Raw genomic sequence first — 16,189 nt, 5'->3', positions numbered from 1 at the left:
CAAAAAATGAAAGTAAGTAACAATATTATAGCTATCCTATTTATAGCAACTTCTATCTCTTTAGTAGGTTGTAACGTTTCAACAAACGAACACAACGATGAAGTGAAAGAAGAAAAACATGCCGATGAAATCGTTTTCACACAAAAACAGGCTGACGAAGCCGGAATGGAACTCGAAACTGTGAAATCGGGCGAATTTATGAATGTCATCAAGGTAAGTGGGCAAATACGATCTCCATTAGGTGACGAACAAACGGTTGTTGCCACAGCAAACGGTATCATATCCTTTTCCAATTCATCCATTACAGACGGAGCTTCCGTTGGTGCAGGACAATCCATTGTTATTATTTCTGCCAAGAAATTGCAAGATGGTGACCCTACACAGAAAGCAAGAATTGCTTACGAAACAGCAGAAAGGGAGTATCGGCGTTCCGAAGGATTGGTTGCTGATAAGATTATCTCTGCGAAAGAGTTTGAACAGGTGCGCCTGCGTTATGAAACTGCAAAAGCAGCTTATCAAGGACAGGCAACCAATATAACTGCCAATGGCGTGAACGTGTCATCACCAATCAGTGGATTTATCAAAAACCGTTTGGTGAAACAAGGTGATTTTGTGTCTGTCGGTGATCCGATTGTCACCGTTACCCAAAACCGCAGATTACAACTCCGTGCAGAAGTACCCGAAAAGAGTTTCAGGTATCTAAAGAATGTAAACAGTGCTAACTTCAAAGCTGCATCAGATGATAAGACATACAAACTGTCTGACTTGAACGGTAAACTTCTCTCTTACGGCAAGACTTCGGATACAAATTCCTTTTACCTGCCTGTTACATTCGAGTTTGATAATGTGGGCGATTTTGTAGCCGGTTCATTTGCCGAAGTATATTTACTTGCCCAACCAAAGAAAAATGTGATGTCTGTGCCTATGAGTGCCTTGACCGAAGAGCAAGGTGTATATTATGTATATGTTCAGGTGAAAGACGAAAAAGAAGCCTTCCTTAAGAAAGAAGTGGTAATCGGGCAAGACAACGGTGAAAGAATAGAGATAATAAAAGGTTTGACATTAGGCGACAAGGTAGTCGTGAAAGGTGCTTATCAAGTTAAGTTGGCAGCATCGTCATCAGCCGTTCCTGAAGGTCACAACCATTAATTAACCCTTAAAATCAAGAAGAATCATGCTGAATAAAATCATAAAATTCTCATTGAATAACCGACTTTTGGTATTGGTGGCATCCATCCTGCTTATGTTGGGTGGAACTTACACGGCTACCAACATGGAAGTCGATGTATTTCCGGATTTGAATGCACCTACCGTTGTTGTCATGACCGAAGCCAAAGGTATGGCTCCGGAGGAGGTGGAACGATTGGTCTCTTTTCCAGTGGAGACAGCCGTAAATGGTGCTACCGATGTACGCCGTGTACGCTCTTCGTCAACTACCGGATTTTCCATTGTATGGGTTGAATTTAATTGGGGTACGGATATATACAAAGCCCGTCAGATTGTTTCGGAGAAACTGGCTGTGGTAAAAGATGCATTACCCCAAAATGTAGGTAATCCCACGTTGGGACCTCAATCATCCATTTTGGGTGAACTGATGTTTGTGGAACTCACGGCTGATAGTACCTCCATGCAGCAGCTTCGCACGATTGCCGATTGGAATATTCGTCCGCGGATATTGGCAACAGGTGGTGTAGCTCAAGTTACCGTAATGGGAGGAGAAATCAAGGAGTATCAGCTATTGCTCAACCCGGATAAAATGAAACATTACGGGATAGGCTTAAATGAAGTTTATGCTGCCGTACAAAACATGAATCAGAATACGGCAGGAGGTATTCTGTATGAATACGGAAATGAATATATCATACGGGGAATGCTCTCGACCAACCAGATTGAAAAATTATCAAAATCGCTAATAAAAAGCGTAAATGATGTTCCTATATATCTGGATGCTGTGGCAGAAGTAAAGATTGGAAATCGTGCCCCCAAAATGGGATTGGCTTCTTATAATGGCAAGCCGTCTGTGGTGATGACCATTACGAAACAGCCGAATACCAGCACTTTGGATTTAACGAAACAATTGGATGATGCATTAGCTGAAGTTCAGAAGACACTACCAACGGATGTAAAGATGAATACGGATGTTTATCGTCAATCCCGATTTATCGAAAGCTCCATCGATAACGTGAAGCAGTCGCTCCTTGAAGGGGGTATCTTCGTCGTAATCGTTCTTTTCATTTTCCTGATGAATGCACGTACTACCGTCATTTCTTTGGTAACTATTCCATTGGCATTGGTCGCCTCCATTCTTGCTCTAAAGTTGATGGGGCTTACAATCAACACCATGAGCTTAGGCGGTATGTGCATTGCTATCGGTTCTTTGGTAGATGATGCCATTGTCGATGTGGAGAATGTGTACAAGCGGTTGCGCGAGAACCATAACTTGCGTAAAGGAGAAAGGCGCAAAGTGATGGATGTGATATATGACGCTTCCCGTGAGGTTCGTATGCCTATCTTAAACTCCACGCTTATCATTGTAGCCAGTTTTGTTCCGTTGTTCTTCTTATCAGGCATGGAAGGACGTATGCTTGCACCGCTTGGCATTGCCTTTATCGTGGCTCTTTGCTCATCTACGGTTGTTGCGTTGACACTAACTCCTGTTTTATGCAGCTATTTATTGGGTAAGCGCAAGCTGAAAGGGGATAATGAGAACAAGGAGGAAAAAGAACCTCTCATTGCACGTAAACTGAAAGGCATATATACGGTGGCTTTGGAATGGTCCATCGACCATCGTAAATGGGTGCTGGGTGTTACAGGTGCGGCATTGGTCAGTGCGCTTATTGTGTTTTCCACTTTAGGACGCAGTTTCCTACCGCCTTTCAACGAAGGTTCCTTCACGGTAAGCATCAGTACACTACCCGGTATTTCATTAGAAGAATCCGACCAGATAGGACGAAAAGCAGAAAAAGCGTTATTGTCCATTCCTGAAATCAAAACGGTAGGAAGAAAAACAGGACGTGCCGAATTGGATGAACATGCCTTGGGGGTAAATAACTCCGAAATCGAAGCGCCGTTTATTCTTGAAGACCGTTCAAAAGATGAAGTATTGGCAGATGTACGCAATAAATTGAAAGATATACCCGGTGTGAATATTGAAGTAGGTGCTCCGATTACTCACCGTATCGATGCCATGCTTTCAGGTACACGTGCCAGCATTGCCATCAAATTGTTCGGTACGGACTTGAACAAGATGTTTACTATCGGCAATCAGATAAAACAATCCATAGAAGATGTGGAGGGTATTGCCGACTTGAATGTGGAACAACAGGTGGAACGTCCCCAACTGAAGATTGAACCGAAACGTGAGATGTTGGGGAAATATGGTATCACTATGCCCGAATTTGGTGAGATGGTAAGTGTATTGCTTGCCGGAGAACCCGTATCACAAGTATATGAGGGTAATCAATCGTTTGACTTGACTTTGAAGGTGAATGACGAAAGTCGAGAGTCTGCAAAAAGGATAAAGAACTTGATAATGGATGCCAAAGGGCGGAAAATACCGTTAAGCAATATTGCTGATGTAACGTCTTCGGTAGGTCCGAACACGATTAATCGTGAAAATGTGGCACGCAAAATTGTCATATCCGCCAATGTCGCCGGACGTGATTTGCTGGGTGTTGTAAAAGATATACAGCAAAAAGTAGATGCAGAAGTAACTCTGCCGGAAGGTTATCGTGTGGAATATGGCGGACAGTTTGAGAGCGAACAAGCTGCTTCACGTACTTTGCTTGTTACTTCCATATTTTCCATCTTGGTGATATTCATGTTGCTGTTTAACCAGTTCCGCAGTGTCATGCAATCATCTGTTATCTTGCTGAATCTTCCTTTGGCTTTGATTGGAGGAGTCTATGCAATATGGATGACGAACGGAGTAATCAGTATTCCTGCTATTATCGGTTTCATTTCCCTGTTTGGTATCGCTACCCGAAACGGTATGTTGCTCATAGCACGTTACAATGACCTGCAAGCCGAAGGATTTTCACCTTTGGAAAGTGTGTTGCATGGTTCAGCCGACCGTTTGAATCCTATTTTGATGACTGCACTCACTTCGGCACTGGCTTTGATTCCGATGGTTATAGGCGGAGACTTACCGGGCAATGAAATTCAAAGCCCCATGGCAAAGGTTATTTTGGGAGGATTGTTCACCTCTACTTTGCTGAACGGATTTATAATACCTATCATGTATTTGATAGCAAACAAGCAAATTGTAAAGAATGTCATAACGGATAATGAAATAAAAGAAATTGAAGGATGAAAAAGATACTGATTATTATCATGGCAGTCATAGCGATAAGTCCGCTATTTGCCCAGAACAATATAAGTGAAGTTCTTTCGGCTGTAGAGCAGAACAATACGACTCTCAAAGCCTTGCGTGAAACGGCAAATTCCAATAAATTGGGGAACAAGACAGGGATATTCCTGTCTGCCCCTGAAATCGGATTCAACTATTTATGGGGAAATCCATCTTCGATAGGAAGCCGGAAAGACATCAATATTAAACAATCATTCGACATCGCCACTATATCCGGAATGAAAAACCGACTGGCTGATCAACAAAATGACAGGGTGGAATGGCAGTATCAAGCCGACCGCATGAACATTCTGCTCGAAGCCAAGCAATATCTACTCGATTTAATCTATTACAATGGTTTGCTCAAAGAGCTGATGATACGGAAATCTCATGCCGAATCCATTGCTTCGAGCCAAAAAAAGAGATTGGATAAAGGAGAAGGGAATGTTCTTGAATATAACAATGTGCGTCTGAACCTCTCAAAAATTGAAGCGGAGATACAGCGAATTGAAACGGAACGGAATGCAACAGCCTCCCAACTGACCAGGCTTAATGGTGGCGTTATCGTTTCTGTTGAAAATGATGATTTTGAGAGCCTAAGCCTACCTACTGATTTCAATAGTTGGTATAGCGTAGCGGAAAGCAAAAATCCGGTGTTAGCTTATGTGAAAAGTGACATAGAATTGAATAAGAAACAACTGTCCTTGAACAAAGCGATGAATTTACCTTCTTTTTCCATCGGTTACATGAGCGAAAAAACAATGGGACAACGGTATCAAGGCGTTTCGGTTGGCGTATCTATCCCATTGTGGAGTAACAAGAACAAAGTCAAACAAGCCAAAGCTGCGGTAGTGGCAGCAGAAGCACGCCGGGCAGATGCAACAACCCAGTTTTACAACCAACTGGAAATCTTGTATCAGCGAGCAGCAGGGTTACAGGAAGCTGCTAAGACTTATAGACGTTCGCTGCTGGATGCAAACAATAGCCAACTACTTAAAAAGGCACTTGATGCCGGTGAAATCTCTGTTTTGGACTATATGATACAGGCCGGGCTTTATTACGATTCTGTAGATAAGGCGTTAGCCGCAGAACGTGATTATCAAAAAGCATTCGCTGAGCTATCTGCAGTTGAACTGTGATGAATCGCCGAGGTAGAAGATTTTTGAAACAAAATAATGCAAGATACCGCAAAAAGGGTTGCTTCTTTCACTACTATCCGTTCCCGGAGATATTTTGTTCACTAATTCTTTTCTGGGCGACACCTTATCTGTTCTTCTCTGAAAATAAATCACATATATATGGGCGATATGGGCAATACGCTTGTATCGCCCATATAAATCAAGAAATCATGACTAATGGAAAAGTCCTCATTAAGAAAGACAAACCAAGCAAAACACAGCAATAAGCATAAAACAATAAGAATGAGAAAGCATTCATAAAATATAAAACCGGCAGTGTCATATCTTTCTTATGATCGTCAATCCATCACGCAAAGGGAGGATTACTTTCTCTACCCGACCGTCTTGGGCCACGAGTTCATTGAAAGCCTTGATACCAATGGTTTGCAAATCCTTGGTATGCGGATGTTCTTCGAGCACATGCCCATCCCAAAGAGTATTGTCAGCAATGATATATCCTCCATCGGAAAGCCGATTTAACGCCATCTCATAATAATCAATATATCTGCGCTTGTCACCGTCAATAAAAACAAGGTCAAAAGTCAACTTCAATTGAGGGACAAGTTCCAGCGCATCACCGATATAAAACTTTATTTTATCCGCATAAGCCGAATTTTCCAGCCAAGGACGGGTAAACTCCTCCTGCTCATCGTTTATTTCAAAGGTATGCAGCATTCCTCCATCCGGCAAGCCCTCTGCCATGCACAAAGCCGAATAACCGCTGTAAGTTCCTATTTCCAGAATCTGCCGGGGACGTATCATTCTGACAAACATCTTAAGCATACGCCCCTGCAGATGTCCCGAAGCCATACGGGGATAAAGCAGTTTGAGGTGTGTATCACGATAAAGTGCTTTCAGGTAATCACCTTCTCCATCAATATGTTGCAGGATATAATCGTCTATGGTCATGGCAATTGACAAATGTTATCCAACAACTATTTACAAGTATCTGTTACTGTTGGGAAGCACACTCTCGGCTGCATGCTTCAAAGCATCTTCCACCACATTGATTTCAAGGAAAGAGGTCTTTGTACCGGCCTTCCCACTGCTCAGATAGCCTATCATATCGGTAGGGCATAAACGGCCTTCCTTCAGCAAACGGCGCAATGCGGCAAAATAATATTCCTGCCCGTTGGCGAGCTCCGGCATATAAATAGCTTCTACACCATAGGACAAAGCAAGATGGCGCATGGTCTTTTCCTTATAGCAGATGGCAAGTACCGGATATTTACCACGGAAAGCTGCAAGGTTGCGAGCCGTACGGCCACTGTAACTGTCTGTAATAATGGCACGGATTTTCAACTTGGTAGTCGCCTTTACGGCTTGTTTTGCAAGGAAAGCGGTTACATCATTACTGTCCTCGTCCAAAGGAATACGTATATCATTATCCGCAAGCTTATCCTTTTCAGCCTGAGCAGCCACCTTTGTCATAGTCTTAACAGCTTCTACCGGATATTTGCCGTAAGCCGTTTCACCACTCAGCATCAAGGCATCTGTGCGGTAATAGATTGCATTGGCAATATCCGTCACCTCGGCACGAGTAGGTCTGGGATTTGAAATCATGGTATGAAGCATCTGAGTAGCAACAATCACAGGCTTCTTGGCAAGAATGCACTTACGAATCAATATACGCTGAATGCCCGGAATACGTTCCTGCGGAACCTCAATGCCAAGATCCCCGCGAGCCACCATCACACCATCGGCAACCTCCAGAATTTCATCAATATTATCCACGCCCTCCTGATTCTCAATCTTGGCGATGATTCTGATGTCACTGTTATGAGCATCCAGAATAGCCTTGATGTCAAGAATATCCTGTTTGTTGCGTACAAAAGAGTGGGCAATAAAGTCAATGTCCTTTTCAATGGCGTAAAGGATATTAATACGGTCTTTTTCTGTCAAAGAGGGCAAGTTGATACGGACACCCGGCACATTGACACTCTTACGGCTGCCCAAAGTTGCGTCGTTTTGAACTTCACAGAGCAGATAATCGGACTGCTTCTCAATAACCACCAGTTCCAGATCACCGTCATCAATCAGAATATGTCCGTTCACGTCCAAATCGTGCACAAAATTTGGATAAGAGACAGAAATACATTCACGGGTAGTTTCCCGATCGGGGTTGCCCACTACCTTTACACGGTCACCGATTTTAAAAGGAATAGGTTCGGCAAGTAAAGTCGTCCGTACTTCCGGTCCTTTCGTATCCATCAGAATGGCTATACGATTCGAAACGGTACGGACATTGTTTATCAACTTCTCAGCTCCTTCACGTCCCAAATGGGCGGTATTCATACGTACCACGTTCAACCCCGCATTGAACAACTCCTTTATAAAGTCCACATCACAGCGCTGATCTGAGATTGTAGCGACAATTTTCGTTTGTTTTAATAACATAATCTTTTTATACCTATTTACTTATTTATACTTATTTGTTGTTATCTTGCAGCGCTTCCAATGCCAAACGGTAGGAGTTCAATCCGAAACCGCAAACAACACCTTTGCAAGCACATGCAATCATAGACACATGACGAAAGGCCTCACGGGCATGTACATTGGAGATATGTACCTCGATCACCGGAGAGGTAACTGAACGGATGGCATCCTGCAGAGCGATGGACGTATGAGTGTAAGCACCTGCATTCAGGATAATGCCGTCCACATCAAACCCCACTTGCTGTATCTTGTCTATAAGTTTTCCCTCAATGTTAGACTGGAAATAGTCAATTTGCATATCCGGATATTTTCCACGAAGCCCGGCAAGGTAGTCTTCAAAAGTAACACTACCATAAATGGAAGGTTCACGTTTACCCAACAAATTTATATTGGGACCGTTAATTATTTGTATTCTCATAACACAATTTTTTATACCTTTGTCACATTAAATCAGGCTGCAAGGACAATGGAAGTCTAATACAAAAGCAAATCTCTCAGCATCTGGCTGAGGTGCAGTCTGTTTTCACGGAGCAAAGGTAGAAAAAAGAAATGAAATCAGAAGAAAAATCAACGAATAAGGAAAAACAAGCGTTGATAATCAGGAAGTACAACCAATATTTGCGATTGGAGAAATCCCTTTCGCCCAACACGCTCGATGCCTACCAGACCGATCTGGAGAAGCTATTGCGATTCTTGGAAGATGAAAAGATAGATATTCTTGCCGTTACCCTGGATGACTTGCAACGTTTCACAGCCGGTTTACATGACATCGGCATTCATCCGCGCTCACAGGCCCGTATCCTGTCGGGCATAAAGTCTTTCTTTCATTTTCTTGTCTTAGCCGGCTATCTGGAAAACGACCCGAGTGAACTCCTCGAAGGCCCCAAAATAGGATTCAAATTACCGGAAGTGTTGACTGTGGAAGAAATAGACCGCATCATTGCCGCCATCGACATGAACACCAACGAGGGACAGCGCAACCGGGCTATTCTCGAAACCCTGTATAGCTGCGGGCTGCGCGTATCAGAACTGTGCAACCTGAAGATCTCTGACCTATATTTCAACGAAGGCTTCATCAAGGTAGAAGGAAAAGGAAGCAAGCAGCGCCTTGTCCCTATCTCCCACCGTGCCATCACCGAAATTACAAACTGGCTCGACGACCGTAAGGAGCGCTGGAAAATTAAGAAGGATTTTGAAGATTATGTATTCCTGGCCCGTTGGGGAAATGGAATCTCACGCATCATGATATTCCACTTTATCAAAGAATTGGCAGAAAAGGCAGGAATCACCAAGAGTATCAGTCCCCATACATTCCGCCACTCCTTTGCCACTCATCTTTTGGAAGGAGGAGCCAACCTGCGTGCCATCCAGTGCATGCTGGGACATGAGTCCATTGCGACAACAGAAATTTACACCCACATTGACCGCAACATGCTGCGGAGTGAAATCATAGAGCACCATCCCCGCAACATAAAATACCGTGAGGAACAAAGAATTCATTAAATTATAATAAATCTGCTGTCTCAATTAACAATCTGCAGGGAGATTTAATATCTTTGCGATAGTATGTCCCCACAGGGACAGTGCACAAAAATGGAATAGACAAATTTCAATTACAAACAATTAATTTATACCTAAAATGACTAAGAAAATGTATTTGCCATTTCTAATGGCGTGCGTCGTTGCATTATTGTCATCATGCAGCAGCAAAATGGGTGAATTGTCATCGGATTATTTCACTGTAACTCCGCAAGTCCTCGAAGCCGTAGGCGGTAAAGTTCCCGCTACAATCAACGGTAAATTCCCTGAAAAGTACTTCAACAAGAAGGCAGTGGTAGAAGTAACTCCCGTACTGAGATGGAATGGCGGTGAAGCCAAAGGCCAGTCAGCCGTATTCCAAGGAGAAAAAGTAGAAGGTAACGACCAAACCATCTCTTACAAGATGGGTGGAAACTACACCATGAAGACTTCTTTCGACTATGTGCCCGAAATGGCTAAATCTGAGCTTTACTTGGAATTCAAAGCAACCATAGGCAACAAGACTATCAGCATTCCCGCCGTGAAAGTAGCCGACGGTGTGATTTCCACTTCCGAAATGATAGAACAAACCCTGAGCAGCGCTAATCCGGCCAACGGTGACGATGCTTTCCAACGTATCATAAAGGAAAAGCATGACGCCAATATCATGTTCTTGATTCAGCAGGCCAACGTACGCGCCAGTGAACTGAAAACCGCCAAAGACTTCGGTAAAGAAGCAAAAGATGTAAATGATGCCGTAAACAAGAAAATCAGCAATATCGAAATCTCCGCATACGCTTCTCCGGACGGTGGCATGGACTTGAACACCAAATTGGCCGAAAACCGTCAGGACAACACTGCCAAGATCATCAGCAAAGACCTGAAGAAAGCCAAAATTGATGCCGCGGTAGATACCAAATACACAGCAGAAGACTGGGAAGGCTTCCAGGAATTGGTTTCCAAATCGAACATACAGGACAAAGAACTAATTCTTCGCGTTCTTTCCATGTATTCTGATCCCGAACAAAGAGAACAGGAAATCAAGAACATCTCTTCCGTTTACAAGACTTTGGCTGACGAAGTTCTGCCTCAGTTACGCCGTTCTCGTCTGACCCTGAACTATGATGTTATCGGTAAGTCCGACGAAGAAATCGCAACTCTGGCAGGCAGCGATGCAAAGCAGTTGAGCATTGAAGAATTGCTATATGCCGCTACCCTGACTACAGACCCCGCCAAACAGGAAGCAATCTATACAAAAGCAACTCAAATCTATCCGAATGATTTCCGTGCTTACAACAACTTAGGCAAATTAGCCTATCAGTCTGGCAATCTTGACAAGGCCGAAAGCTACTTCAAGAAAGCTGTTTCAATCAAGGACGCCCCCGAAACAAATATGAACCTCGGCCTGATAGCCTTGACCAAAGGTGACAAGTCCGCTGCCGAAACATATTTGGGCAAAGCTTCCGGTTCCAAAGGCCTGAACGAAGCCTTGGGTAATCTGTACGTAGCCCAAGGACAATATGACAGAGCCGTAAATGCTTTCGGTGACACAAAGACCAACAGTGCCGCTTTGGCACAAATCTTAGCCAAAGATTACAATAAAGCTAAGAACACTCTGGCAAATGTCGAGAAACCCGATGCATATACAGATTACCTGATGGCTGTACTTGGTGCAAGAACCAACAACACATCTATGGTGACAAACAGCTTAAAAAATGCAGTTGCCAAAGAACCGGCCCTGGCAAAGAAGGCTATTTCTGATCTGGAATTCTCCAAATACTTTACAAATGCCGACTTTATGAATATCATCAAATAATAAAGGAGACAAATAAAAGGAATTGCCCGACATGAAATATGTCGGGCAATTTTTTTTATTCACGCCAAAAAGAACTACTTTCGCAGCAATGTATCAGAAAAAGGAACTAAATGAAAAAGATTTATCTCACATACTTCCTACTCATCGTGCTGTCTGCCTGCGGAAGCAAAAAGACGGACTCAGTAAGCCTGAACGGAGAAATCAAAGGACTGGGAAACGACACTCTTTACCTTTATGGAGCAGATGAACTGTACAATCGTATGGATACCTTAATTGCAAAAGACGGCAAATTCTCCGCAACTCTTTCCACCGATACATTAGTGGCCGTATGGCTATTGTTCAGTGACGGAACGGAATACCCGCTTTTTATGGACAAGAGAGACAAAATACAAATCAAAGGTTCTGCAGCCGAACTGACGTCATTGGACATAACCGGAAACATCTGCAATGAAGAACTTACCACTTTTCAAAATAGCCTGAAAGGATTGGCAAAACCTTCCGACAAGGTGTTGGAAGAAAAAGCCGAGGCATTCATCAGCAGCCATCATTCCTCATTGGCAAGCATCTATCTCTTAGAAAAATACTTCGTACAAAAGCCCCGTCCAGACTATGCACTCATCAAGAAACTTACAGACCGAATGACGGGAAAGCTTAAAGACCGGCCTTATATAGATGAACTTTTGAACCGCATTCAGGAAGAAGAAAAAGTATCCGTCGGCAAAACAGCCCCATACTTCCATCTTCCCAACATAAAAGGAAAGGACATAAGTCGTTCCGACTTCACAGGCAAATATCTGCTGATACACTTTTGGGCTTCTTGGGACCAGCAAAGCAGGGAGGCCAATGCCGGGTTACGCCAAGTATATAAGAAAGAACAGAAAAACAAGAACTTCGCACTGTTAGGCATTTCTTTGGATATCGACCGGAAAATGTGGAAAGAAACCATTAAAAAAGACACGTTAAGTTGGGAGCAGACCTGCGACTTCACCGGATTTCAGACAGAAGCCGCCAAACAATTTGCCATCCAGACATTGCCGGCCAACGTCCTGCTCAATCCCGATGGCAGAATTGAAGGAAAGAACATGAGCAAAGAAGCCATCGAGAAGAAATTAAAAGAGATAGAAAAAGATAAAAACGCTAATCACTAACCCTTAATCACTGAATCACGTGCTTATAAAAGTCTTTGGGGCTGCTGTTCAAGGCATTGATGCTACCCTCATCACTATCGAAGTCAACAGCACCAGAGGCTGTATGTTTTATTTAGTAGGTTTGCCCGACTCAACAGTCAAGGAAAGCCACCAGCGCATTATTTCCGCCCTGCAAGTAAATGGCTATCGGATGCCGACCAGCAATATCGTCATCAATATGGCTCCGGCAGATATCCGTAAAGAGGGTTCCGCTTATGATTTGCCACTGGCAATCGGTATGCTGGCCGCCAGTGAGGTCATTCAACCAGACAAGCTGCACAAATACCTGCTGATGGGGGAACTCAGTCTTGACGGCAGCCTCCAGCCCATTAAAGGAGCGCTTCCCATAGCCATCAAAGCCAGAGAACTTGGATTTGAGGGCATGATAGTGCCCCGGCAAAACGCACGGGAGGCAGCAGTTGTAAACAAACTGCAAATTTATGGGGCAGACAACATCAAGGAAGTTGTGGAGTTCTTCAACGGGAAACAAACACTGGATGCGACGCAAATCAATACACGTGAAGAATTTTATACCCAGCAGAGTAACTTTGATTTTGACTTTTCCGAAGTAAAGGGGCAAGAAAACGTGAAACGTGCCTTGGAAGTAGCTGCTGCCGGAAGCCACAATATACTTCTCATCGGCTCTCCCGGAAGTGGCAAATCCATGCTGGCCAAACGCCTCCCTTCCATATTGCCGCCACTGTCATTGGGCGAAAGCCTTGAAACGACCAAAATACATTCCGTCGCCGGAAAGTTGGGCAAGGACGGAAGTCTCATTTCCAGGCGGCCGTTTCGTGACCCTCACCACACGATTTCCACAGTAGCCATGACAGGAGGAGGAAGTTTCCCCCAACCCGGTGAAATCAGCTTGGCGCACAACGGAATCCTATATCTTGACGAATTGCCCGAATACCAACGCAATGTTCTGGAAGTTCTCAGACAGCCACTCGAAGACCGGAAGATTACGGTGGCCCGCATCAGATGCAATGTGGAATATCCTGCCAGCTTCATGCTTGTAGCATCCATGAACCCTTGTCCCTGCGGATATTACAACCATCCGACAAAAGCCTGTGTATGCAGTCCGGGACAAGTACAAAAGTACCTGAACCGCATATCAGGACCTCTGTTGGACCGCATCGACTTGCAAATCGAGGTCATTCCCGTTCCTTTTGAAAAGATGGCGGACGCAAACCCCGGAGAATCAAGTGCTGATATCCGCAAACGCGTAATAGCCGCCCGGCAGATTCAGGAAAAAAGATACACAGACATACCCGGCATATATTGCAATGCACAAATGAACAGCAAACTGCTTGCCCTCTATGCCCGCCCCGATGAAAAAGGGCTCGCCTTGCTGAAAAATGCCATGAACCGGCTTAATCTTTCCGCACGTGCCTATGACCGCATATTGAAAGTATCGCGAACCATCGCAGACCTTGAGGGTTGCGAGTTCATACAGACCGGACATCTGGCTGAAGCCATAGGATACAGGAATCTGGACAGGGAAGACTGGGCAGGATAGGCTTCGTGAAGTCAGTCCTTCTCTATCCTGATACGCGCGTCCACTGCTATCACCTCTTTCTCCGTAGCCAGTAACGGATTGATATCCATTTCCTTTATCTCTGTGGCAAAACGCAGCAATGTAGAAAGCCTTACTATGATTTCGGCAAACTTATCCTCATTCACCCCTTTCTGTCCGCGTGTACCCTTGATTATCTTATAAGCACGCAACGAATGAATCATGGAATAAGCCTCCTCATACGACAGAGGGGCCAGACCTGAAGACACATCCTTCAGCACTTCCACAAAAATGCCTCCCAATCCGCATAGCACCACATGACCGAATTTCTCCTCGTACTTCGCTCCGATAAACAGTTCCGTTCCTTCCAGCATGGGTTGCACCATGATGCCCGTTACTTCCGGTATCTGCATCATCCGGTCGAATTCCAATGCCAGATGCTGATCTCCCTTGATATTCAGAACGACACCGCCCACATCCGATTTATGTACAGGCCCCACCACTTTTGCCACCACCGGATACCCCGCACGACGTGCAAAAGCAAGCACTTCTTCCCTATTTGCCGATACAAACTCTTCTACGACCGGAATACCGGCCGAGTGAAGCAACGCCTGCACATAATGCGGCTCGATATAACCATCTTCCGGAATGGAATCTATGATCCTGCGGATGCGGGGCACATCTACTCCAAAAAGTTCTATCTCATTATTGGCAGGGCTGGAAGCGTTTACAATCCGCGAAAGTGCCGTACCCAAAGTCACCTCGTCCGCAAAATTCACATGCCCTTTGGCAAGGAAAGCCGCAACTTCTGCTCCCGCCGTATTGATGGAAGGAAGAATGGGAAAGATAGGTTTTGTGCAGGTCAGCATCTTTTCGTGCAGCACATCATACATCTCGAACATAGTTACCAGTCCCGGAGTACCGAAAATCGCCATCACGGCATCAATCTCATCCAACTTCTCCTCACAATACTCCAGACAAAGACGCAGGTGTTCCGGAGTACCGGTAGCCAATATATCAATGGGGTTTCCCACCGCCGCACCGGGAAAGAGCTTGCCCTTCAACTCTTCGGCAAGCGCACCCTCCAACTTCGGAACATTCAGCCCGCCCTTGCTCAAGGCATCTGTCAGCATCACACCCGGACCTCCGGCATGGGTAATGATAGCAAAATTCCGTCCTTTCAGTTCCGGCAGCGTAAAGATGCACCCTACGGTCGTCAACTCCTCACGCGAATAGCAGCGCACAATACCCGCCTTGCGAAACAAAGCTTCTACCGCCGAGTCACTACTGGCAATGGCTCCCGTATGCGAGGAAGCCGCACGACTGCCACTCTCACTGCTGCCCGCCTTGATTGCCGCAATCCGGCATCCCTTCCTTATCAGTGACGAAGCATGAAGCAACAGGCGGTCAGGGTCACCAATGCTTTCAATGTAAAGCAGCTTTATCTTGGAGTCTGTCTCCGGATTGAAATTCTCGTCCATATATTGCAGCACATCTTCCACCCCAATCTGCTTGGCATTGCCCACAGACCATACGGAATTGAACTGCAATCCTTTTGTCACCGCACTTTCCAAGATAAATACGGCAGTCGCTCCCGAGCTGGATATCAAGTCCACTCCCTGCGGATTCAGGTTAGGAATAGGCTGGCTAAAGACACTATGATGCCATGTATTGAGCAAACCGATGCAATTGGGGCCTATCAAAGAAGCCCCATATCGGTTCACCGTTTCCAAAATACGGTTTTCCAGCAGAGCGCCCTCATGGGTTTCTTCCCCAAATCCTGCCGAAAGAATAATGAAAGCCCGCACCCGCTTCTCCGCAGCAAGCACTTCTACGGCATCGGGGCACAAAGCCGCAGGTATGGCGAGGATGGCAAGGTCTGTATCAGGAATGTCTTTCACATCGGCGAAAGCCGTCACACCCTGCACTTCCGTTTCTTTGGGATTGACGGCACGAAGCTCTCCGGTGTACTTCCCGTTTATCAGATTTCTCAAGATAGCACCTCCCGGCTTATGCGCGTTATTGGACGCTCCCACCACAACTATACTGGCAGGTTGCAGCAATTGGCTTGTTATCATAGTCTTCTCAAGTTAAATTGATAGATTGCACAAATATACATTTTCTATACGACAAGCAAAGAAAAGACCGGAAATTTTTCTTCGCCTCCTCCGTTCTCTCCATTCTGTCCTT

11 protein-coding genes are annotated in these 16,189 nt (G+C 44.9%); 7 read left to right on the top strand and 4 right to left on the bottom strand.

Translation table 11 applies throughout. The features are described from left to right. Positions 1 to 6 precede the first annotated feature (6 nt). From BACHE_RS04435 to BACHE_RS04425, 3 genes are read left to right on the top strand one after another with little or no spacing between them, the layout of a single operon-like run. Positions 7 to 1,149, top strand: a complete 1,143-nt coding sequence (locus BACHE_RS04435; RefSeq protein ID WP_013546512.1) for an efflux RND transporter periplasmic adaptor subunit — start codon at positions 7 to 9, stop codon at positions 1,147 to 1,149. 25 nt (positions 1,150 to 1,174) lie between these two features. Continuing rightward, positions 1,175 to 4,312, top strand: a complete 3,138-nt coding sequence (locus BACHE_RS04430) for an efflux RND transporter permease subunit (protein WP_013546511.1) — start codon at positions 1,175 to 1,177, stop codon at positions 4,310 to 4,312. Next, complete coding sequence (locus BACHE_RS04425) at positions 4,309 to 5,487, top strand: TolC family protein (RefSeq protein ID WP_013546510.1); 1,179 nt, start codon at positions 4,309 to 4,311, stop codon at positions 5,485 to 5,487. The genes BACHE_RS04430 and BACHE_RS04425 overlap by 4 nt, the downstream gene beginning before the upstream one ends. A 318-nt stretch (positions 5,488 to 5,805) precedes the next feature. Here the strand turns inward: BACHE_RS04425 and BACHE_RS04415 are convergent, their stop codons facing one another. The 3 genes from BACHE_RS04415 to aroQ are packed head-to-tail and all read right to left on the bottom strand — an operon-like array spanning position 5,806 to position 8,380. Beyond that, the gene (locus BACHE_RS04415) at positions 5,806 to 6,435 is read right to left on the bottom strand and encodes an O-methyltransferase (protein WP_013546509.1); all 630 of its coding nucleotides are present in this window, start codon (positions 6,433 to 6,435) and stop codon (positions 5,806 to 5,808) included. 30 nt (positions 6,436 to 6,465) lie between these two features. Next, complete coding sequence (gene pyk / locus BACHE_RS04410) at positions 6,466 to 7,923, bottom strand: pyruvate kinase (protein ID WP_013546508.1); 1,458 nt, start codon at positions 7,921 to 7,923, stop codon at positions 6,466 to 6,468. 31 nt (positions 7,924 to 7,954) lie between these two features. Then, positions 7,955 to 8,380, bottom strand: coding sequence for a type II 3-dehydroquinate dehydratase (gene aroQ / locus BACHE_RS04405; protein ID WP_013546507.1), 426 nt, complete (start codon positions 8,378 to 8,380; stop codon positions 7,955 to 7,957). Between the two features lie 131 nt (positions 8,381 to 8,511). Between aroQ and xerD the strand changes: the two genes are divergently transcribed. The 4 genes from xerD (at position 8,512) to BACHE_RS04385 (ending at position 14,002) form a co-directional block, all read left to right on the top strand. Further along, positions 8,512 to 9,465, top strand: coding sequence for a site-specific tyrosine recombinase XerD (gene xerD, locus BACHE_RS04400; RefSeq protein ID WP_013546506.1), 954 nt, complete (start codon positions 8,512 to 8,514; stop codon positions 9,463 to 9,465). Between the two features lie 136 nt (positions 9,466 to 9,601). Continuing rightward, on the top strand, positions 9,602 to 11,296 hold the full coding sequence (locus tag BACHE_RS04395; protein WP_041579191.1) for a tetratricopeptide repeat protein: 1,695 nt from the start codon (positions 9,602 to 9,604) through the stop codon (positions 11,294 to 11,296). A 110-nt stretch (positions 11,297 to 11,406) separates the two neighbouring features. After that, positions 11,407 to 12,444: a TlpA disulfide reductase family protein gene (locus BACHE_RS04390; protein WP_013546504.1), complete on the top strand. Its 1,038-nt coding sequence runs from the start codon at positions 11,407 to 11,409 to the stop codon at positions 12,442 to 12,444. A gap of 19 nt (positions 12,445 to 12,463) precedes the next feature. After that, on the top strand, positions 12,464 to 14,002 hold the full coding sequence (locus BACHE_RS04385) for a YifB family Mg chelatase-like AAA ATPase (protein WP_013546503.1): 1,539 nt from the start codon (positions 12,464 to 12,466) through the stop codon (positions 14,000 to 14,002). 11 nt (positions 14,003 to 14,013) lie between these two features. Here the strand turns inward: BACHE_RS04385 and BACHE_RS04380 are convergent, their stop codons facing one another. Then, complete coding sequence (locus tag BACHE_RS04380; RefSeq protein WP_013546502.1) at positions 14,014 to 16,077, bottom strand: acetate--CoA ligase family protein; 2,064 nt, start codon at positions 16,075 to 16,077, stop codon at positions 14,014 to 14,016. Positions 16,078 to 16,189: the final 112 nt, after the last annotated feature.

Source organism: Bacteroides helcogenes P 36-108 (assembly GCF_000186225.1).
Taxonomy (GTDB): domain Bacteria; phylum Bacteroidota; class Bacteroidia; order Bacteroidales; family Bacteroidaceae; genus Bacteroides; species Bacteroides helcogenes.
The sequence above is the reverse complement of the archived record's forward strand: the minus strand, read 5'-3'. Positions and strand labels throughout refer to the sequence as shown.

What these genes read in the sequence shown, in the direction of transcription:
- BACHE_RS04435 (WP_013546512.1), top strand. Translation starts at nt 7, where the DNA reads ATGAAAGTAAGTAACAATATTATAGCTATCCTATTTATAGCAACTTCT.
- BACHE_RS04430 (WP_013546511.1), top strand. Translation starts at nt 1,175, where the DNA reads ATGCTGAATAAAATCATAAAATTCTCATTGAATAACCGACTTTTGGTA.
- BACHE_RS04425 (WP_013546510.1), top strand. Translation starts at nt 4,309, where the DNA reads ATGAAAAAGATACTGATTATTATCATGGCAGTCATAGCGATAAGTCCG.
- BACHE_RS04415 (WP_013546509.1), bottom strand. Translation starts at nt 6,435, where the DNA reads ATGACCATAGACGATTATATCCTGCAACATATTGATGGAGAAGGTGAT.
- pyk (WP_013546508.1), bottom strand. Translation starts at nt 7,923, where the DNA reads ATGTTATTAAAACAAACGAAAATTGTCGCTACAATCTCAGATCAGCGC.
- aroQ (WP_013546507.1), bottom strand. Translation starts at nt 8,380, where the DNA reads ATGAGAATACAAATAATTAACGGTCCCAATATAAATTTGTTGGGTAAA.
- xerD (WP_013546506.1), top strand. Translation starts at nt 8,512, where the DNA reads ATGAAATCAGAAGAAAAATCAACGAATAAGGAAAAACAAGCGTTGATA.
- BACHE_RS04395 (WP_041579191.1), top strand. Translation starts at nt 9,602, where the DNA reads ATGACTAAGAAAATGTATTTGCCATTTCTAATGGCGTGCGTCGTTGCA.
- BACHE_RS04390 (WP_013546504.1), top strand. Translation starts at nt 11,407, where the DNA reads ATGAAAAAGATTTATCTCACATACTTCCTACTCATCGTGCTGTCTGCC.
- BACHE_RS04380 (WP_013546502.1), bottom strand. Translation starts at nt 16,077, where the DNA reads ATGATAACAAGCCAATTGCTGCAACCTGCCAGTATAGTTGTGGTGGGA.